We start from the raw sequence: 21,459 nt of genomic DNA on the forward strand, positions 1-21,459 counted from the left end.
AATGTTATTGTGGATAAAAGGTATCTTAAAATGAAAAATTAATAAAATTCTATATTTCTAAAATATTAAGTACCTTATTACAAAGCTCTAAAGTATCCGAAGGATTACTTACTTTAATAATTAAAGCTCCTGTAAAGGCAGTAGGATAATCGTTTCCTCCAGGATACATACGATCGCCAATAAAAGTAATTTTTTCAATATTAACATCACAATATTGAGACAGCATTCGCAAAGCTTGAGCTTTATCGTCACCGCGCCTGTATATATCGATGCTAGTATCTCCTCCAGCACGTACAGCAAAATTAGGTAAAGCTTGAGAAATGCTTTGTGCAAGTTGAGCTTTCAAACAACCGCTAGGATCCCAAGTTTTTTTATATTCAATAGGAGCTAGTTGTCCTAGTGCCGAAAAAGTAATTTGACTACCGCGGTTCTCTATCTGTTCTCCCCACAGCATTGGATCGCCGGGTTCTTTCCAAACGCCTATATTTTTTGCACACTTGTGTATTGCATCAATAACGCATTGCGCTTGCTTAAAATCGATAGTATGTTCATAAACAGATTGCAATGACATGTCATTATTCACACGATAATAACTAGTTCCATTAGTGGGCATTATGTGAATATTTTTAAGATTAGTGCCAATAGTTAGCATATTTAAAATTTGCTTCTTAACTAACTCTAAGCAGCCACCTGTTATTACAGCAACAGGAATTATATCAATCAGCTTACTTAATGATTCAGCCATCGATTTAAGCATAGGTTTTTTAGAACATGCCAGTGTGTTATCTAAATCAAAAGCAATAAGAGACGATTTAGCAATGCTCAAGTCAAGATTAAACTCATTCCAATCATGCACTATTGGTTTGAGCATTACAAATCCTCCTGACTTTTAAAACCATATATACAGTATTCTATAGTGTGAGCGTATTTCACACACCGCATATTAATTATTTACATATTATTGCCCTAGCCTTCTCGTAAAGTGGAAGCATGACAGGTCTAATTTGGGAAGAACGTCACTATAGAAATAGGCATGGTAGAGGTCTTAGGGCACCAATATTTGGTACTCGACTTCCACAATATAGAACTGCTAGCGGAATGTTTGATGCCATGGTAGCAGCTCAAATTAGACGCCTTAACAGTGCTTGGCAAGCATTAACTAAAGACGTTCAATTCGCGGTAGAAGATGTGCCGCCTTCGCAACCACTGTTATGGGAGCAAAACCGCAGAATACTTTCGCAAGCTTTTCCAGCTAGCCGTGGTATGCAATCTAGAATTGTATTGTATAGGCTTCCGCTATGCACTCATGTAAGCAGCAGAAGTGAACTTCAATATGCTATCAGAGATGAGCTTGTGCAATGCTTAGCAGAACTATACGGTCGCAGACCAGAAGAAATTGATCCAGATTGGGGTTTGTAAACAATTTTTAAATTAATTAAAATTATTAAGTATTTTAATTAATTTATAGTCGCTTATAGCAATATTTTTATTCGTATTATTGCACAATATGATTGTCAGTTTTAACGTATACCTTCATTTCTTGCGGTTCCAAAGATTGCGCAGAAAGCCAAGAAATACCTGCTATACCAGCCTTATCGATTTCATCTTTATGAATACGGGCAGACAAAGCAACTTTGCTATGCGATTTCGCAATAAACATAACTGCATCGTGCGAAATTTCTGAAACAGGAATTCTTAAAGATGCATTCGCAGGAATCGTTACGTTTTTTGTAGCAGCTAATACACCATTTAAATCAAATCCTTGCAAACGCACAGCAGTATCTTTATCACTTGAAGAAGAAAGGTATAGAGCTGTTTCATTAGCAGAAACAGGCGATACAATTGCGCCACTACCTTGTACGTTAGATGGTGTAATAAAAGCTACATCTGATTGATTATCTTTGCCATCTTTAGTAATGGACATCATTACTTGAGTAGGAACATCTCCACTTACGCTCAAAGCATTAGCATGCTCCGGAACTTTTCCAAGATCGACAACTTGCAAATGGTGTGCTTTTAACGTCAAATTCTTTACTTCTTTAGAACCTGTATCATTCATCCATGAAAGCGTTACATTACCATCTTTATTTGGCCATACATATAACTTAGATTGATCGCCTTCACTAATACCTGAAAGAATATTTGTATTAGATTGAGTGCTTAATTCATGAACAATATCTACACCTTTTACAGATAAGCCACTCATATGAACGACTTTTACAAATGATGCTATAGGTGTCTGCTCGCTTTCAACTTGCACGTATAATCCAGAAGTCTTAGGAGAGGCAGCAGCAAGATCAAAATATGCATGAGAACGAGCAGGAACAGTAGAAGCACTTCCTGTAGAAAGATTTAACTGATTGCTGCCATGCTCAGCAGACCAAGCTCTAACACGAACAACAGTGGATTTTGAAGCAGCATTAAACGCTTCTAAACGAATAGAAATTCCATCAGCAGATTCTGGAACTAGGAATGTCTGTTTCATAGACGGCATTGAACAGGTAGTTGCAGATAAACCTTTTACGTCACCTTTAGTAGCCCATGAAACCATGGAAGCAGATATTCCAGTGCCAGATCCAACTCGTGACAAATGTCCTTCTAGAACTTGAGCGTCATGATTTACATTATTGTTAGCAATAAAAGCTGACGTATCATCATCAGTTGATTTTGAATTCAACGTAATAGATTGATCATTGTTATCTCGTATGTTACGCAAGCTAGAACTATACACATCTCCAAAAGCACCATAACGAGCAGAAGATTGTAAATCGCCTTCTGATTCGTTATATTCGCTATCACCATATTGAGTCAAATCTGGAAGAGACAATCGAATAGGACAAATAGTTTGCAAACGAGTAGAACCAACACTACTTATAACGCCACTAGATGGAGTATTAGGATTGTCTACAAAGTGAGACATTGGTAAGCATAATGCAACAACACATGCAGAAGCAATAAGTATTATTGCACTAAAAATAGCAAGTGAGACAATACTGACTATTTTGTTCTTGCGATTAATATCTACATCCGCATTTACTTCACCATGCTTAGAGCCCTCATGAGGATTTTTATGCCAGTTCATCTAATTCCTCCTCATGCCTGTCATCTGAACGTTCTATCATTGCATGTCTGCCAAATCGAGGCACGGCAACAATACAGTACAGCAGTAATACCATAGAAGAAACAATAATCCAAGGAACTCTCCACGCAAGAGGCCTAGATCGATAATACGGAGATGTAGAAGACAACGACTTAGAATCAGGCACACCATCAAATCTGCAATAAGTTCCTTGCGGTGATGAAACAACCAATTGTGTACCGTCAGAAGCGTTAACGTGTGCAATTAATTGTTCAGTAGCTTCTTTGTTAACATTACTCACTGTTTGCACAGAAGGATGTAACAATTGTTGTATTGACATAGAAGTTTTATGGGAAACCTGCTTATTTTCTGAACTATTAACAATATAAATACCGCCAATTCCAAGTTGCTTTAACGTTGAAATTGCGCCATTATCTGCATGAGATAACAATTGTGCTGAGGCACGATATATTGCTTTATTGCTTGATGAATCACCAAACATTACTTGTCTAACACGAAGTGCTGGAGATTCGTCTATTGCATCTCCCTTAGATGTTCGCATAATAGAGATTGACAAATCATGGCTACTTTGAGCTCTTAAAGCAAGTATTCGCCGAGTATCGTCTTTTCGCAAATAATCAGAAACAACCATAGGGAGCTCATTATTATTTGCGCAAATAGATGTAGCAGGTCCGCTCAATACAGCAAAAAGACCCAAAAGAACCGCCATAGTCAACATGCTACTTGCAAGAACAGCGCGTGCTATGCGAATTATGCGCTGCAACAATTGTGCCGCAGAACGACGCATTGCAGCACGTCTACTTGCACGAGTTTTATAGTTATCAAAAATTTGAGACTCAGATTCCTTCGAAGTACGTAGTGGCTCAAAGCGTCGAACAGCTTGACCGGCAACCATGCACATACAAGATAAAATGCCGACAGTAGATAATGCGACTCCAGGCAAAACGCTTGCAGCAACAGGTCCTGAAATATCGGATGCAACTACAACACGAGCGGCAATAAGAGATAACAGCATTCCGGAAATAATCACAACCCACATCATTCGAGAAACTCGCAAAGCAAAAGGCAAAGTTAATGACGTAACAGCCATAACAACAGCTAGAATTGCAAAAATTACCATTATTATTGTTCTTAAGCTCATCAATGGCATATTAATTTCAACATTAGGAGAAGCCATATTAAAAGCGTGCAACAAAACATCAGCGTAATCGCTTACGCGTGGAGCACCTTGCACACTTCTCAATGGCAAAGCCATACTAGAGAACAATTGACGCCACATTCCAGATTCGCCATATCTAATAGCACTTCCTATTGTAGGAAGCAAAACAATTATCGATGGTATAGGCATAAGCGCGAACATAATACGATGAGAGCGCACCATAATAAACGACGCAATAAAAATAACAATAAGAGGCAAAACAAGCTGCGGTTCTGCAGCTACTGGAACCATAAAGCATAATGCTGCGCATGCTGCACATTGAGTGGATTTAACAGGACGCACAGGATCTTCTGTTACGTACATTCCAACAGCATGGAACGCAAAAGCAAATGCTGCAGGCAAAAATGCCATAGTCATTAACATTGGCAAATCACCGCGTGCAAACAAACCAAAAGCAATAGCAATCATAGTCCAGCAAATACCAGCGCATACACGCACAGTATCCGAGCGCGTAAATACGCCAGCAAGAGCCCAAAAACTTAAACACATAGCTGGAGCAGCTAAGAAGAACATTAATGTGACAGCCAATAACGGGTTAGCACCAACCACAATTGATGCGATTGCCCAAATACTTAGCCATGGTGCTGGAGGAATTGCAGGTCCAAAACCATCATCAGGAACCCATGCACCAATAGCAGAATTCCATAGTTGATTGAAATCTGCACCCGTTGGTAACCATTGCTGTGCATTCCAAGAAGCGCCACTTAAAATTTCACGCCATGGAGAGCCATATAAATTCAATATGACTGCAAAAAGAAGAAGAGACGCAAGAATAACAGCACTCCACCTACGCAACACTCGAATATGCAAATGCCGCTTCGCTAGAGGACTCAACAGCACGAAATGCTGTTGAGCTTGGAAAGCAGAACTACGATCACGCCAACGTGCAACTTGATGACGATCTGCGATAAGAGGAACAAGTCGTTTTAATGGAACACGAGTATTCCTTGCAACCCTTCTGCGAGCAAAAACTGCTCTAGGTAATTGCATAATAGCAAGCCATGGCAAAAGCAGACGAATCCACGCTATATAAGGATGTTTAGCAAACAGCGAATGCAAAGCGCCAACGAAACAAGCAGGCAAACTAAGAATCCATATAAGAGGCCACAAAAAAATACTAATATCAGTGTATTTGTAACGCTGCTTAGCTACGAGAGAAGCTGCTACACCATACTTAGATCCTGAATTATTATGATTTCTAGCATCACCGTTACGAGTACGGATACCTTCTAACCTTGCACGCCTGTGTGCGATACGAGCTGAAGGAACTACAACAACACGACCTCCAGATAGACATACTCTACGACAAAAATCTCTTGATTCGCCAAAAGTTGTCATCCATTGTTGCGTACCGCGTAAAGTCTGCCATGCAGTTAATGTGACTAAAGCACCTGCTAGCGATACTGCATACACATCTCCACGCCCATCATACTGTTCTTGATCTGGCTCGCCGTCAACAGTAAGAGTATGAACACCGTGACGCCAAGCATACATTCCAACGTTGTGCAAGATATTTCCTTGCCAATCAACTTGTTTAGCTCCCAATACTGATGCAGTCGGAGTATTGCGCCAAGTTTCACGCAAATATTCTAAGCAATGGAAGTCTGCAGGACGAGAATCATCATGCAAAAGCCATAATGCAGAAACTCCTGCACAAGGCAAAATCTTGCGCAAAGATTTTTCTATTGCATCTCCAAAAGAATGAGCATAAGAAATGGGAATAATAATTATGTGTACAGATTTATTTTCACTATTGTTTACGCGAGTATTATTTACGCGATTAGTATTTGGTCTATATTTTGAATCGCTATCAATTGCATTATTGGAATCGATATTATTAGCATTCTGCAATAATGATTTCCTAGTATTAATTGCTCCCGCAAGCTTAGATGAATTAATTTTTATTTGTAAATTCGTTTGCATAGTCTGCTTTACTCGACTAGCACAATCGACTATTACTAAAGTTCCAGGAAGAATTGATTGACTTAGTACTGCATGTAACGTATCAGCATAAAAACGAGTATCTCGCTCCACACACATCATTGCCATAATGGACGAATCCACATCATGAGGATGCGCATCTTTCGCAGATGACAGCACCTGTAAAACTTCGTCTTCAAATGTAAGATTATGAGCGGTTATCGAATCCATACTTACCAGTTTACGCAGGGGGTATGTATCCGCCAAAACACAAGTCGTAATTCTAAATAAATTTATACATATTTTATTAATTATTTTTGCTCATATTAACCAGTATGCTTCATATAAATTTAATTAGAATATTTGCGTAAACTTATTAAAATTTTCTTTAAAATATCAAATAATATTCAACACAACCAGATGTCATAAATCTCACTGCAGCATGCTATAATTACACGCTATATGTGTCCATTGAATATTGATTTATTTGATGACAAAAGAAATGATATTGCCACAACCTAAAAGGTTACTCATTATTGAGAAAGAAGGTACGATGACAACTTCACGGTATCCTGAAGACATGCGGTACCAACCAGGCGAAGATTGGAACTCAACTCCTCATCATAGTCTTGGTTATAGAATGATTAACCGCACGCGCAAGATACTGTGCATGTTTGTTATTTCAGTACTTACATTCTTTTCAACAATCATAGCTGCAGTGTGGTTAGATTTTTCTTCTGCTGTAAGTAACAGAGTCATAAACGTTATATCTAAAGATCCAGAAGCTAATCAAACACTTGATATTAACGCAGGCAAACCAGTAACTTTTCTTGTTTTAGGTCAAGATTCTCGAGATGGGAATAATCAGAGCTTTACACATGACGGCGAAACTGGTGATCATCAGTCAGATACTACTATGGTAGTTCAAATTAGCGCAGATAGATCATACATGAATATCGTTTCTATTCCACGAGATTCTATGGTAAACGCACCAGCATGCGACACTACAAAAGGACATATTCCTGCAAGAAAACATGTGATGTTTAATTCAATTTTCGCCTTAGGATATGCGCAAGGTGGAGATTTAGCTTCAGCAGCATCATGCTCGTTAAAAGCTGTTAATTCACTTACTGGTTTAAATATTCATCATTTTATAGTCGCTGATTTCAGTGGATTAAGCAATATGATTGATGCAGTTGGTGGAGTATCTGTGTGCATCCCAACAGCAACTCGCGATGCCTATACGGGCGTGAATTTCAAACAAGGAATGCAGCATCTTAATGGTCGACTTGCTACTCAATACGCTAGAATGCGTCACGATACAGCAAGCGATGGCTCTGACATAATGCGAACAACAAGACAGCAATACTTGATTAAACAGCTTTTACATCAAGCACTGTCTAAAAACTTATTTACTCAGACAAGTGAGCTTTACCAGCTTGCAAAAGCATCGTTGGGAGCATTGAATATAAGTGAAGGCTTGGCAAATCCTACCACTTTGGTCGGTTTGGCATTAAGCATGCGTAAATTAGATTCTTCACATATTTATGCTCGTACTACTCCTGTTATTCCAGATCCTTATGATCCAAATCGTGTTGTGTGGTCTGATGAAGCAAACAATATTTGGGATTTGATGCGTGAAAATAAACCGCTATCGCTAAATCATAAAACTAACGGCACTAACAAAAAGAATGCAAATAATTCGTCTAAGAATACGAATAATCAAGACAATGAAGATACGGATGACGATAGCAATATAAACGAAAACGACAAGCTTAATAAAACTACAGATCCAAAGAAGATGGGACGTGTTGATCCAAAAACAGGATTAATAAAAAATTCTCAAGGACAACTTATTGATCCAAATACTGGAGGAATTGTAAATCCTGAAAATGGAACTATTCACAATCCACAAACAGGACAATACGTTGGCTTTGCAGACAAGTATGCAAACAATGTACTTTGCGCTGTGCCTAGAAAAAAATAAACACTTAAGCAAGATGTAATCTATGAATATATAATGTACGAACATAAAATTTATATATTATGTATTCATAGTCATTGAAGATACATGCTTATTTTGGAGGATGAATGAATTCGAGATTGTATGAGGACCCTTCTGAAGATAATATAAACCCACCTATCTTCACTCCTTCTCATAATAACGATTCATCTAACTCGAACGTGCCTCCTAGTTTCACTCCAAAACGCGTAAAAAGAGGCAAAATAGAGTCTAATGCGCTTCCATCACAAGCGCCGTCTTTTGCGCCTACAACTCAAAGAACAAGAATCTTAAAAAGTCCAGAACAATGTTCTTCTAGACCTGTTTCTTACACATCGCAATTGCAACCAAGACCAGCACCGCGCACAAGTTCTATTTCACAAATGCGTATTCCAACAACTATAAATAAAGCAGTTGGAAGTACAGCAAAAATACTACCGCACAAACCGCACAGAATTTTACATGCATTTATTGCATTTTTTGTTGTTCTGGCAATAGGTGTAACTGGTTTTGGGGTATATTCATGGAACTGGGTTGACTCAAGAATTAACCGCACTACTTGGCTTACTAGTACTCCTAGCACTCAAGGCAAAGCATGGCTTATTCTTGGTTCTGATCAACGAGAAGGCGAAGAAGCTAAAGAGATAACAGGATTTAGAACAGATACTATTCTTGTATTGACAAAGCCGAGCAATGGTCACAGCTCTCTAATTTCTATTCCTCGAGATTCTCTTGTTTCTTTAAATGGCGAACAAGTAAAAATTAATAGCGTTGCGCAAGCAGCTGGAGATAAAGCATTAACAGCAGCAATAGAAAAAATTACAGGTCATCGCATTGACCATGTTGCAGAAATACGTTTTGGCGGTCTTACTAATGTTGTTAACGCTATAGATGGCATTGATTTATGCTACAACCGTACAGTAAGTGATAAGTTTAGCGGGTTAAATTGGACTTCTGGATGCCATCACGTTGATGGGAATACAGCGTTGGCATTTTCGCGAATGCGATACGCAGATCCAGAATCTGATTTTGGACGAGCTGCACGTCAACGAATGGTTATTGCATCTATTATGAAAAAAGCATTAGATCACAATACCTTATTGAATTTTGGAAAAGTAAAAAAACTTGCTGAAACGGGACTTGCTTCAGTTATTTTTGACGAGAAAACCAATCCAGGAACATTATGGGAAATGGCTCAAGCATTCAAAGAAGCAACTGGGCCGTCAGGCATATCTGGAACAATATATTGGACGAATCCTGATTATCAAGTTCCAGGAGTTGGTTCATCCGTGCTTCTCGATGATGCTAAAAACTTAGATTTATTCAACCAACTTGCATCAGGAACTCATAAACCTGGATCAGTTGGAACTCTTGCAGAGCAACAATAATTTCGAAGTATTGTTGTGTAAACAACACTTTAATTAGATACCACAACTTAGAAAGCACTAAACTCGTATCTTTTAACCACAATCTTGCATAAGTATTGCACAAAAATCAAAAATATTGTCTCATACATTTATGAGTAACAAATCTAATACAGGAATGTCTACAACTAAAGTACTTATGCATGTACAGATGACAGCGAGTATAGTTCCCATATTCGCTCACGTAGCATTGGCTATAATGGCATGGATGCAAGATAATTGGATGATGCTAACCATGATTATTCCAAGCATTATGATGTACATAGCAAGTCTTATTCCACAAATTTTTCAATACATATCTGAGAAAAATTCTGTTCAAAATGTTCAACAAAATCAGCAAATTCAATTATTAAACACTACGCAATCGTCAAATAACGTAACTTATAATCAACAAACTGTAGAAAGTTTGCCAGATACTATTACACCAGTAAGTTTAGAAACATTACTTATGAGAAGAAATGCAATTTCTAATACGCAACATCACTGGAAAGAAGTATTGCAAACATGGTTAAAAAATGCAGGAACATACGACATAAAAAACAAATCCAATAGTATGAAGGAAAATCTAAATACAAATATTTATAACTACTTGCCTAATTCAAAAACTAAACACCTTATAGCTCCACTTGGAATAAGTAATAATGGCTACTGCTATTTAGATTTAATTAACAATGGGCCACATGCTTTAGTTGCTGGAACAACTGGTTCTGGTAAATCAGTACTTCTTACGACTTGGTGTTTAGCTTTGGCTTTTCAATACGGTCCGCAGCAGCTACGGTTTGTTTTTATGGATTTTAAAGGAGGAGCAACTTTTGACATACTATCTAAACTCCCACATGCTATGGGAAATGTGGGAGATTTAAATCTTAAACACGCAATACGCGCTCTAAAAGGTCTCGAACTAGAACTAAATAGACGAGAAAGACTAGTAGCTCATCATGGATGTAATAATATTGCACAAGTAACCCCAGCTGAACCTTCATTGCTTATTGTTATTGACGAATTTCATGCTCTAAAAGATCAACTTCCCAACTACATGCCTCGTCTTATACGAATTGCATCAGTAGGCAGATCTTTGGGAATGCATATTATTGCTGGAACTCAAAATCCACTCGCACAAGTAAGCGCAGATATGAAAGCTAATATTTCTATTAATATTTGCTTGAGAGTTAGAGACGGAATACAATCGCAAGAATTATTAGGAACAGCGCATGCAGCTAGAATAAGCCCAAATACGCCAGGAGCCGCATATTACAATATTGGAGAAGGAGTAGAAGCTTTGCGATGTGCTCAAAGCAGCAATCCTGCACATTTAGTACGAGCAATACAGTTAGCTGGTAGATTCTGCCATCATGATCATTCTCCAGAATTATTTAGCAAACCATTGCCGTCGATTCTTTCAGCAAAACAACTTGCAGAGTATTCAAATAATTACAAATACAAAAATTCGGAGCAAAAAATATCTCAAAGTTTACGTACTCAAGAATTTTATACGAAGCATATTATTATTGGGTTGCAAGACGATACCATACACTTATATCCTGCTCTATTACCAATTCACCTTGGAAATATAGCTGTTATTGGTAGTAGGAAACAAGGCAAAACAACAATATTAAAAATAATTTCTAAAACTTTAAACCTGCCAATATATTCAGGAAAATCACTATATGAACAAAACATTAATAACATTTACAACGAAAATACGCCAATCATTATTGACGATGCAGATGAATTGCTTGATCCGCTAAATACTAAACAAACTGCTATTGCTTTTCAAAAAAGATTAAATAGTAAACAATGCCCAGTTATTATGAGCACTAGCACTTCTCGCTACTTACGTTTACCTGAGCAAGCACCAGTAAGGATAATATTTCCAACAGGAGATGTGGGCACAGATACAATGCTTGGAATACCTTCTGCTTTATCTAAAAGTTTTGATATTGAAGACTATCAACTTCCAGGACGATGCGTTTTAATCACTCCAGGATCAGCAAGTTTAACTCAAATAGTGCACCTAGAATAAAATTATCTATAGTGACGCATCTTGATTTTTACGTGCGCGCATTGCTCGACGCTTTAGAGTTCTACGCTCATCCTCGCTTAATCCTCCCCACACACCGTAATCTTGGTTAGTTTCTAATGCGCATTTTAAACACTCTGTTGCAACATCACATGAGCGACATACTGCTTTTGCTTCTTCAAGCTGTTGAACTGCTGTACCAGCACTTCCAAGAGGAAAGAACAGTTCAGGATCTTTGTCACTACATGCTGCTGTTGTGCGCCAATCAAACGAGTTGCTCATGAATTATTATCCTCATTTCTTACCTACAACGGTGAGCTTTAGAAGTTCCCCTGAATGTAAGGAAATCATGAAAAGAAAGTTTTTTCAAGGTATTTTGCATCTTTATTAGCAATTTTAATTGTTCCTGTACTTTTTACACTAAATGTATAACATTTAATGCACGTTGGAAAACAATTTTTACTAAAGCTACTCAATACCAGATACGCGCAATTTAATGTCTAACACTACCCTAGTTCCGCCCTCTCTTCGAGGAGACCAACGAACTGTACCACCAAAATCGTTAGTGACAAATGTGTTTATAATCTGCGTTCCAAGGCCAGAGCCAGATGGTTTAGCCATTCCATGAGAAGACTCGCTATCTATACCATCTCCATCATCTTCAACGACAATATTAAGATTGTCTCCGCCCCTACCAACTGCAATACGAATATGACCTTTTTCACGACCTTCAAAACCATGTTCAACTGCATTCGTCACTAGCTCAGTTAAAACAAGAGATAATGGTGTAGCATCCTGAGCTGCTAATCTGCCAAATTTTCCAACAAAATCAATATCGATATTTTGATTCTGAGATGCCAACTCAATTGACATCTTCAACAAACTCGAAATAACTTTGTCAAAATCAACAATTTCGTCAGCAGTTTGACTCAAGCCTTCATGAACTAGTGCTATAGTTTGCACACGACGTTGAGCTTCCTCAAGTTCTTTTCTAACTTCAATAGATTTTGTTTTACGAGCTTGCAAACGCAAAAGAGCAGAAACAGCCTGTAAATTGTTTTTTACGCGATGATGTATTTCAGAAATAGTGGCATTCTTAGTACGCAATTCTTGTTCGCGCCGCAAAACTTCAGTAACATCACGGCATAACACTACAGCTCCAACACGATTATTTGGACCCCACAGAGGCAAGGAGCGCATGGAAACTATAGAATGGTTCGCTTCAAGTTCACAATCTACATCAGCTTTTCCAGTTAATACAAGAGGTAAACTTTCGGGAACATTATCGTTCGTATGCAACAACCTAGTGCCAAATTCGCTTAAATATTCACCTTGCATAGTGTTTAATCCGCCAAGTCTGCGGAAACAACTAATGGCATTAGGGGAAGCATAACGAACTATTCCATCGTCTTCTAGCACAATAAAACCATCGGATACTCGAGCATTATGTCGTTGATTTAATACAGATTCACGATATGGGAATTGTTCACGAGGAATCATGTCAAATAAAGTCTTACCAGCATTAATACTTTCAGTTTCATAACGACCATTAGATTCACGCGTTGCCAAATTAGTTTCGCGCATAACCAATCCAAGAGTTTTACCCCTATGACGAACTGGAGCATAAACGTAGCATACAGTAGCTCTACCAATAGAACGTAAGGTCGAAGAGTGGAAACTTGTCTCAGATTTCATCGCCTCATTAAGCTCAGGTACTAAAGAATCATCTAATTTTTTACCTAACAAATCATCAGTACGCAAAGTAATAGCTGTTGAAGGACGACATTGTTCAGCAACAACATAATCACCGTCACCATTTTGAATAATCAGCAGCAAATCTGCGAAACTCAAATCTGCAATAACCTGCCAATCGACCACCAAATGGTGAAGCCACTCACGATCACTGTCATTAAAATCAGGACGAGTAGCAAGAATGTTAGAAAAATCAGCCATAATGTAATAATATATCGAACTCACAGAAAATTCTGTGAGGTATGTTGTTGTTTTAAATAAGAAAAGCCGCTCCTCCTCAATTAAAAGAAGAAGCGGTTTAATAATTTATAAATTACTCTTTAAAACTAGAAACCAAACTTAGCAGCAGTTTCGCGCAAAGTTTCAGCAGAACGCTTCAAAGCAGCCAACTCACGATCAGAAACTGGAGTGTTTAGACGAGAGTTTACACCATTGCGATTAAGCAATGTTGGCACAGACATGCACACATCAGAAATGCCGTGGAAGTCATCGAGCAAAGAAGACACTGGAAGAATGCGGTTAGTATCGCGAAGAACAGCCTCAACAATATCTACACCAGACATAGCAATAGCATAGTTTGTTGCACCCTTACCGTTGATAATCTTGTAAGCAGCGTTAACAACTTCCTGATGGATTTCTTCGCGCTTAGCAGCATCAAGTGGCTCATGACCTGGAAGAGCGTTCCAATCGCACATTGGAACACCACCAATGGTTGCAGAAGCCCACAGTGGAACTTCAGAGTCACCGTGTTCGCCAGCAATGTATGCGTGAACGTTCTTAACATTAACGCCAGTGTGTTGAGCAATCAAGAAACGAAGACGAGCGGAATCAAGGTTGGTACCAGAACCAAACATTTGGTTTGCTGGAAGACCAGAAAGCTTCATAGAAACGTGCGTAACAACATCAACAGGATTAGTAATCAACATGTAAATTGCGTTAGGAGCAACCTTCACAACGTTCGGAATGATTGACTTCATGATGTTGATAGTGGCACCTGCAAGCTCCAAACGAGTCTGACCTGGCTTCTGGCGAGCACCAGCAGTAATCACGACCATGTCAGCATCACGGCAAATTTCCACATCGTCAGAACCGGCAATAGAAACTGCAGGATAGAAGCTAGAACCATGCTGCATATCCAAAACTTCAGCTTCAACACGTTCCTTAGCAATATCTTCAAGCACAATCTCACGCGCAACACCACGCTGAGCAGCAGCGAAAGCGAGAGTAGATCCGACCGCGCCGGCACCAATAATTGCAAGCTTAGTTGGCTTAACCTGCGAACTCACCATGAGCAAAAACCTCTTTTCAACAACCTATCACACCCTTATAAGCACACAAAATACCACGATTTATGCATTACTAAGGGCTGCTCTCACATTAAGAGCTTTTGGTATGAACACCTTTACTCTAATCGCACCACCGGAATTTATTATTACAACGCTACTTTCATAAGTTTTGCAGCTAACGATGGTCCAACCCAAGCAATAAGTTCAACCCCCGAATCTACATATTCTGCTTTTTCAACTACACCATTTTCACGAACTTTTGATAATAATCCACCAAACTCGTACGGCAAAGTTACATCTACACGAACACGAGGAGACGGTAACAATTCTTCTAAACGATTGCGCAATATTTGCAAATTTTCGCCACTAAATGCAGAAACAATAACGGTATCAGGATAAAGAGAAGAAAAACGTTCTCTCGCAGCATCACTCATCATGTCTGATTTATTCAATGCCATAATTTGAGGTATATCTTCTACACCAGAAATATTAGCGAGAACTTCGTTTACTGCATTAATTTGCGAAATAGGATCTGGATGCGAACCGTCAACTACATGCAAAATAACATCTGCTTGTCCAACTTCTTCCAAAGTGGATTTAAATGCTTCAACTAGTTGAGTTGGAAGTCTGCGAACAAAACCAACAGTATCTACCAAAGTATAGCTTCTACCATCTTGAGTTTGAGAACGACGTACTGCAGTATCAAGAGTTGCAAACAGTGCATTTTCTACTAATTCTTGTGAACCAGTAAGGCGATTTATAATAGACGACTTGCCAGCATTCGTATATCCAACAACAGCTACAGTTGGAATATCTTGTCGTCTACGAGAACCACGTTTTACATCGCGCGCAGGTGCCATATTCGCAATATCGTGACGAAGTTTAGAAATACGATTGCGAATAGCTCGACGATCCATTTCGATTTTAGTTTCGCCAGGACCTCTAGAACCAATACCAGCATCTCCTGCAGCTCTACCACCAGCCTGCCTAGAAAGAGCAGCACCCCAGCCTCTTAACCTAGGTAGCATATATTGCAATTGAGCAAGCTCAACTTGAGCTTTACCTTCACGGCTTGTAGCGTGCTGAGCAAAAATATCCAAAATAACAGCAGTGCGATCGACAACCTTAACTTTGGTTGCATCTTCTAAAGCTCTACGCTGGCTAGGAGGTAAATCATCATCAACAATAATCGTATCCGCATCATGCTGAGCAACTACTGCTGCAAGCTCACGCGCTTTACCTGAACCAACATAAGTTGCAGCATCCGGCCTATATCTTTGTTGCAACATGCCATCGCAAACAACAGCACCAGCAGTCTGTGCCAACGCTGCAAGCTCACGCAACGATTCTTCAGCTTGAGCAAGAGTTCCTTTTGCGCTAGACCACACTCCTACCAGCACAACGCGCTCAAGACGAAGCTTTCTATACTCAACTTCGGTAACATCTTGTAATTCGCCAAGACCAGCTACTCGCTTTAAAGCATTACGAGATTCACGCTCCTGCCAAACTTCATCATGCTTTTCACTGTCAGAAGTAGTGTCTAGAAGCACATCCGAATGAGCATAAAGCACTGCATTATTGGTGAGATTATGCTCATTCATATTATTAGAATCATTTTCGAGGGAGGAAAAATCGTTTGAATTAAGCACATCATCTCGCCCGGATGCCACATTACTATCCGCCAACTGTCCCTCCTCTATTTCATTGTAAATAGCGTTTTACAACGTTTGTCTTATTATGGTAACTTGAGACGACAATATATGAACACAACATATATGTATGATATGTAAATAAAGATACAATAGAAAAAAGTATATTAATAAATCTAAATTTATAGGCGAAATACGGTATTTTTGAGCGAGATTATGGACAGTCATCAACAATTTAAACAATACGATAAAACCAAATCACCAAAATCAGAAAAAACGCAAAAAATCAGTGGCGAACAATACTTTTCTGCAACACCATCATCTTGCGATGAGCGAAGAACGTTACATGTAACTTTGAGAAATCATGAAACTGTTGTACAAGTCTCAAACGGAGTATTTAGTGCTTCTAAGCTTGATCTAGGCACGTCTGTGCTACTAAAACATGCTCCAAAACCACCAGAAAATGGCAAATTCCTTGATATTGGATGCGGATGGGGTCCTATAAGCATTGCAATGGGCTTAGAATCTCCAGAAGCTGAAATTGTAGCTGTAGATGTAAATGAGCGAGCGCTAGAGCTTACTGAACTAAACGCAAAAAACGCTGGCTTAAAGCATATTCGCACTTCTTTAGTAGATGACGCTTTAAAAGAAAATAATACTTTGGAATTTAATAATTTTGATCTCATATGGTCCAATCCCCCAATTCGCGTTGGAAAAGAAATATTGCACGACATTTTGATGACTTGGATTCCGCGTTTAAAAGTAGGAGGAGCAGCTTACTTAGTTGTACAAAAAAATCTTGGCTCAGACTCACTTATTCCTTGGCTTGCTGAAAATCTTGGCGAAAACTACAGCGTTGAAAAATATGCAAGTTCTAAAGGATACCGAATTATAGAAGTAATAAAAACGAAATAATAAAACGTACTAATACTAAAGAAGTACTAAAAAGCAAAAATCTACGAAAAGAAATATACACTATGAAATTCGACTACCCTGCTGAGCTTCCTATTTGCGCAGCACACGACGAAATAATAGAAGCAATTAAGTCTTCACAAGTCGTGATTGTTTCCGGACAGACTGGCTCCGGTAAAACTACGCAAATCCCAAAAATGGTGCTTGAGCTTGGAAGAGGCGGAAGAGGTAAGCAAATCGTGCACACTCAGCCTCGCCGTTTAGCTGCACGCACTGTTGCTGAGCGAATCGCAAACGAAATGGAAGTAAAACTAGGCGAAGAAATCGGCTATCAAGTGCGATTTACCGACGAAAGTTCACCTAAAACAAAGCTTCGAATTGTTACTGACGGTATTTTACTTGCGCAAATTCAGCGAGATCCTCTTCTTACTAAATACGACACGATTATTATTGACGAAGCTCACGAACGCAGTCTTAACATTGACTTTTTGCTAGGATATTTAACGACTTTACTTCCGCAAAGACGCGATTTGAAGCTGATTATTACTTCAGCAACAATAGATTCTGCAAAATTCCGTGAACATTTTGAGCAAGCTTTACACATAAAAGTTCCTGTTATTGAAGTTTCTGGACGCACGTACCCTGTGAGAGTGCTTTATGAGCCGCTTGGCTCCGCGCCTTCACTTATGCAACACGTCCCCGGCTTTGCAGACATAACAATGGATGAGGAAACTGTCGCAGAAAGCCAATCTAACGAAAGCAATCGAGACGATATTACAGATGAAGATATGACATCTGCAGTAACTCGCGCATGCGCTCAATTAGTTATTCATTCAAACCACGAGCAAGGCGCGCGCGACATTATGGTTTTCGCTTCTGGCGAGCGCGATATTCGAGAGTTTGAAGCAGGATTACGCTCATATTTTGGCACTCGAGCAAGTGATATGAAGCGAGCTGATGCTATTGAAATAGTGCCGCTTTTTGCGCGTCTTTCTGCAAAAGATCAGCATCGAGTATTTGAACATCACTCTCATCAACGCATTGTTATTGCTACGAATGTTGCTGAAACTTCTCTTACTGTGCCTGGTATTCGATACGTTGTCGATCCTGGTTTTGCGAGAATTAGCAGATATTCTAAGTCTGCAAAAGTGCAAAGACTTCCTATAGAGCCAATTTCTCAAGCGAGCGCAAATCAGCGTTCTGGGCGATGCGGACGAATCGCGGACGGAATTGCTATTAGACTTTACTCGCGCGAAGATTACGAAACTCGCCCTCGTTTTACCGATCCTGAAATTTTGCGCACTTCTCTTGGTGCAGTAGTTTTGCATATGCTTTCGGTTGGTGTTGCTAAAACTGGCGAAGATATTACTAATTTTGGTTTTATTGATCCGCCAGACATAAAAGCTGTAAGCGATGGCTTTAATGAGCTTAACGAGCTTGGCGCAATAAGTAGAAAATCAGGTTTCATCACTTTAACTCATATTGGCCGCGAGCTTTCTAAATTGCCGATTGACATTCGTTTAGGACGCATGATTATTGAAGCGGCGCGTAAAACAACTCCGAATACTCTTGCAGCTGTGCTGGTAATTGTTGCGTTTTTGAGTTTGCAAGATCCTCGCGAGCGTCCTGAAGAACAGCGTGAAGAAGCGGATAGACTTCATAATCGTTATGCGGATGAAACAAGCGATTTCTTAACTGCTTTAAATATTTGGGATTATATTTTCCAAGCAGACGGAAATATGAGCAATAATGCTCTTCGCAAACTTTGTAAAGCGGAATTCTTCCACTTTTTGCGTTTAAAACAGTGGAAAGATTTAGTTAATCAACTTCAAGACTTGTGTAAAGAGTTGCATTATAAAGTTGGCGAGCCTATTCCATCTAAAAGAGTATCTTTGGAAATTCGTCAGCTTCCTAATAATCAACAGGCTGCTCACAGCTTGTGCTGCTCTTGGGATTCGCAAGGAATACACTCGTCGATGCTTGCAGGATTGCTTTCTATGTTGGGAATGCAAGTAGTGCGTGAACCAAAAGCTTCAGATTTTGCTAATTTGCATGGATCAGCAAAAATTCGAGCTATGAAACGCGCTCAAAAAATGGCTAAAAACGACTATCAAGGCGCACGCGGAGGAAGATTCGCAATATTCCCAGCTTCATCTATTTCGAAAACAACTCCTTCATGGGTTATGTGTACGCAATTAGTTGAAACATCTAGACTTTGGGCAAGATATTGCGCACAAGTCGATCCTGCGTGGGCTGAGCCTCTTGCTAAAAATCTTACTAGAATCACGTATTCTGACGCTCATTGGAGTGCTTCTAAAGGTGCTGCTGTAGCAAAATCTAAAGTATTACTATACGGATTGCCTATTGTTCAAGATCGCACAGTTCAATGGACTAGAGTTAATCCTTACGAAGCTCGAATGATTATGATTCGTCAAGGCTTAGTTGAAGCAGATGTGCAACAGCGTTTTGCACACGATGAGTTTATTTTAAATAATCACAATGTGCTTGAAGATGCAGATAATCAAGCAAATCGCACTCGTCAAATAAGCGAAACTGTAAACGACGAAGATTTATTTACTTTTTACGACACTCGCATTCCTCAAGAAGCAACTACTATTGCAGCTCTTGCAAAATGGTGGAAAGATAACCGCGAAGAAAATCCACACAAGTTAGACTTTAATCCCGATGAAGTTGAACGTTTACAAACTACGCAAAGTACTGATTTAGCTGACTATCCTGACCATTGGGATACAGTTGGTACAGATGGTCAGATTATAAGGTTGCGTTTAAGTTATGTGTATGATCCAGCTAATCCTTTGGACGGCGTAACTGTACATGTGCCGCTTTACGTACTTTCGCGCTTAACTCCTGAAGAATTTACTTGGAATGTTCCAGGTTTATTAGATGAGCTTATTATTGGCATGATTAAATCTTTGCCTAAAGCTCTACGAGTACAGTTTGTTCCAGCTCCTGATACTGCTCAAAAAATTCGCTCTTGGATTGACGAACATTACGACGAGCTTCCTGGGACTGGAGAAACAGAAAGCAATATAAAAAGCGAATGGCAAGATTTTAGAGAAGTTTTCACTAAAGCTGCAATTTGTGTAATTGGAGCGCAAATACATCCTGAAGTTTTCGACGACGAGCAAATAAGCAGACTCTCACCATACTTGCGCATGACGTTTAGTGTTGAAGAGAGAAAAGCTAACGAAAGTCGCAATAAACCTGCAGGTCGTAACAAGTACTCTAATCGCGTAAAACCTACAATTCTTGGAACAGATAAGTCATTAATTGCATTGCAACAACGCTTTGCAAAAGAAGCTCAAGAATCTGCGCGAGCGGTTGTAAATCGTAAAGCAAGTAAAGCAGCTCAAGCTGGAAACGTTGTAGAAAGAGCTGATTTATTGCACAAATCAGGCGCTACAAATCTTTCGCGCGCGCAAATGGTATGGCAGGGTGCGCTAAACATGTTGCATTTAGACAATAAGCGTATTACTTCTCGCTGGCTTGGCGCTGAATCTTTAATGCTCGCATCTGCACCTTATTCAACTTCTAACGCTTTAGCAGAAGACTTGCAAATGGCTGCAGTAAAACGACTAATTGCGAACACAGATAATATTACTGACGACAATTTATTACGCGAAACTGTTGCCAACATTTCCGAAATATACGAGGATACGGTATACGATGTAGCTCACGATGTGATTGCTATATTAAAGCGTGATGCGGAAGTTAGTAAAGCTGTTTCTGGCAAAGCAGATTTGCCTTTGCTTTCAGTGTTGCAATCAATCCGCGAACACACTGCAAGTCTTGTATACGAAGGGTTTATTGCCAAAACTCCATCTGATTCTCTGCCTCGTATTGAACGCTACTTGCATGCAGACGTGATTCGTCTTACTAAAGCTAAGGCAGACAAAAACCGTGACGTACGTTGGGCTTGGCAGGCAGATGAAGCACATAAGCTTGTAGTAAAAGCTCAAGAAGACGCTCAGAAAATCCCATCAGGACCAGCACATGACGAGTCACAAATAATCGCTGAGAAATTACGTTGGATGTGCGAAGAATTCTATGTATCTCTTTGGGCGCAAGAATTGGGAACTGCATATCCGATTAGCATACAACGCATGCGAAAGATGATTAACGGAAGGTGAAAGCTGTTTCGCATATATGCATAT

General features: G+C 39.4%; 13 protein-coding genes. 6 read left to right on the top strand and 7 right to left on the bottom strand.

Annotated features, from left to right (window positions below; genetic code table 11):
• Positions 1 to 49: 49 nt before the first annotated feature.
• A complete protein-coding gene (locus tag HXT59_RS05745) occupies positions 50 to 871 on the bottom strand; it encodes an HAD-IIB family hydrolase (protein WP_012914045.1) in 822 nt (273 codons plus the stop codon).
• A 119-nt stretch (positions 872 to 990) separates the two neighbouring features.
• On the opposite strand from HXT59_RS05745, the gene HXT59_RS05750 reads away from it, so the two are divergent.
• The gene (locus HXT59_RS05750; protein WP_012914044.1) at positions 991 to 1,419 is read left to right on the top strand and encodes a metallopeptidase family protein; all 429 of its coding nucleotides are present in this window, start codon (positions 991 to 993) and stop codon (positions 1,417 to 1,419) included.
• Positions 1,420 to 1,495: 76 nt separating this feature from the next.
• On the opposite strand, the gene HXT59_RS05755 is transcribed toward HXT59_RS05750, so the two are convergent.
• Both HXT59_RS05755 and HXT59_RS05760 read right to left on the bottom strand, forming a co-directional pair.
• On the bottom strand, positions 1,496 to 3,082 hold the full coding sequence (locus HXT59_RS05755) for a DUF5719 family protein (RefSeq protein ID WP_012914043.1): 1,587 nt from the start codon (positions 3,080 to 3,082) through the stop codon (positions 1,496 to 1,498).
• Complete coding sequence (locus tag HXT59_RS05760) at positions 3,069 to 6,470, bottom strand: glycosyltransferase family 2 protein (protein ID WP_076002781.1); 3,402 nt, start codon at positions 6,468 to 6,470, stop codon at positions 3,069 to 3,071. Before HXT59_RS05760 ends, HXT59_RS05755 begins: the two co-directional genes overlap by 14 nt.
• A 322-nt stretch (positions 6,471 to 6,792) precedes the next feature.
• Between HXT59_RS05760 and HXT59_RS05765 the strand changes: the two genes are divergently transcribed.
• The 3 genes from HXT59_RS05765 to HXT59_RS05775 all read left to right on the top strand — a co-directional run bounded on the left by HXT59_RS05765 (position 6,793) and on the right by HXT59_RS05775 (position 11,688).
• A complete protein-coding gene (locus tag HXT59_RS05765) occupies positions 6,793 to 8,226 on the top strand; it encodes an LCP family protein (protein WP_421784268.1) in 1,434 nt (477 codons plus the stop codon).
• Positions 8,227 to 8,330: 104 nt separating this feature from the next.
• Positions 8,331 to 9,629: an LCP family protein gene (locus HXT59_RS05770; RefSeq protein ID WP_421783120.1), complete on the top strand. Its 1,299-nt coding sequence runs from the start codon at positions 8,331 to 8,333 to the stop codon at positions 9,627 to 9,629.
• 235 nt (positions 9,630 to 9,864) lie between these two features.
• Positions 9,865 to 11,688, top strand: a complete 1,824-nt coding sequence (locus HXT59_RS05775; protein ID WP_421783118.1) for an FtsK/SpoIIIE domain-containing protein — start codon at positions 9,865 to 9,867, stop codon at positions 11,686 to 11,688.
• Between the two features lie 6 nt (positions 11,689 to 11,694).
• Here the strand turns inward: HXT59_RS05775 and HXT59_RS05780 are convergent, their stop codons facing one another.
• The 4 genes from HXT59_RS05780 to hflX all read right to left on the bottom strand — a co-directional run bounded on the left by HXT59_RS05780 (position 11,695) and on the right by hflX (position 16,324).
• Positions 11,695 to 11,967: a WhiB family transcriptional regulator gene (locus HXT59_RS05780; RefSeq protein WP_004110789.1), complete on the bottom strand. Its 273-nt coding sequence runs from the start codon at positions 11,965 to 11,967 to the stop codon at positions 11,695 to 11,697.
• A 186-nt stretch (positions 11,968 to 12,153) separates the two neighbouring features.
• Positions 12,154 to 13,638: a sensor histidine kinase gene (locus tag HXT59_RS05785; protein WP_004110792.1), complete on the bottom strand. Its 1,485-nt coding sequence runs from the start codon at positions 13,636 to 13,638 to the stop codon at positions 12,154 to 12,156.
• Between the two features lie 125 nt (positions 13,639 to 13,763).
• Positions 13,764 to 14,726 carry an L-lactate dehydrogenase gene (locus tag HXT59_RS05790; protein WP_004107125.1) on the bottom strand — a complete coding sequence of 321 codons (963 nt, stop codon included), beginning with the start codon at positions 14,724 to 14,726 and terminating at the stop codon, positions 13,764 to 13,766.
• 143 nt (positions 14,727 to 14,869) lie between these two features.
• Complete coding sequence (gene hflX, locus HXT59_RS05795; protein ID WP_102155754.1) at positions 14,870 to 16,324, bottom strand: GTPase HflX; 1,455 nt, start codon at positions 16,322 to 16,324, stop codon at positions 14,870 to 14,872.
• 264 nt (positions 16,325 to 16,588) lie between these two features.
• Between hflX and HXT59_RS05800 the strand changes: the two genes are divergently transcribed.
• Both HXT59_RS05800 and hrpA read left to right on the top strand, forming a co-directional pair.
• On the top strand, positions 16,589 to 17,287 hold the full coding sequence (locus tag HXT59_RS05800; protein WP_076002779.1) for a class I SAM-dependent methyltransferase: 699 nt from the start codon (positions 16,589 to 16,591) through the stop codon (positions 17,285 to 17,287).
• 62 nt (positions 17,288 to 17,349) lie between these two features.
• Positions 17,350 to 21,435, top strand: coding sequence for an ATP-dependent RNA helicase HrpA (gene hrpA, locus HXT59_RS05805; protein ID WP_421784269.1), 4,086 nt, complete (start codon positions 17,350 to 17,352; stop codon positions 21,433 to 21,435).
• Positions 21,436 to 21,459 lie beyond the last annotated feature (24 nt).

Source organism: Gardnerella sp. KA01001 (assembly GCF_049244025.1).
Lineage (GTDB): Bacteria > Actinomycetota > Actinomycetes > Actinomycetales > Bifidobacteriaceae > Bifidobacterium > Bifidobacterium swidsinskii.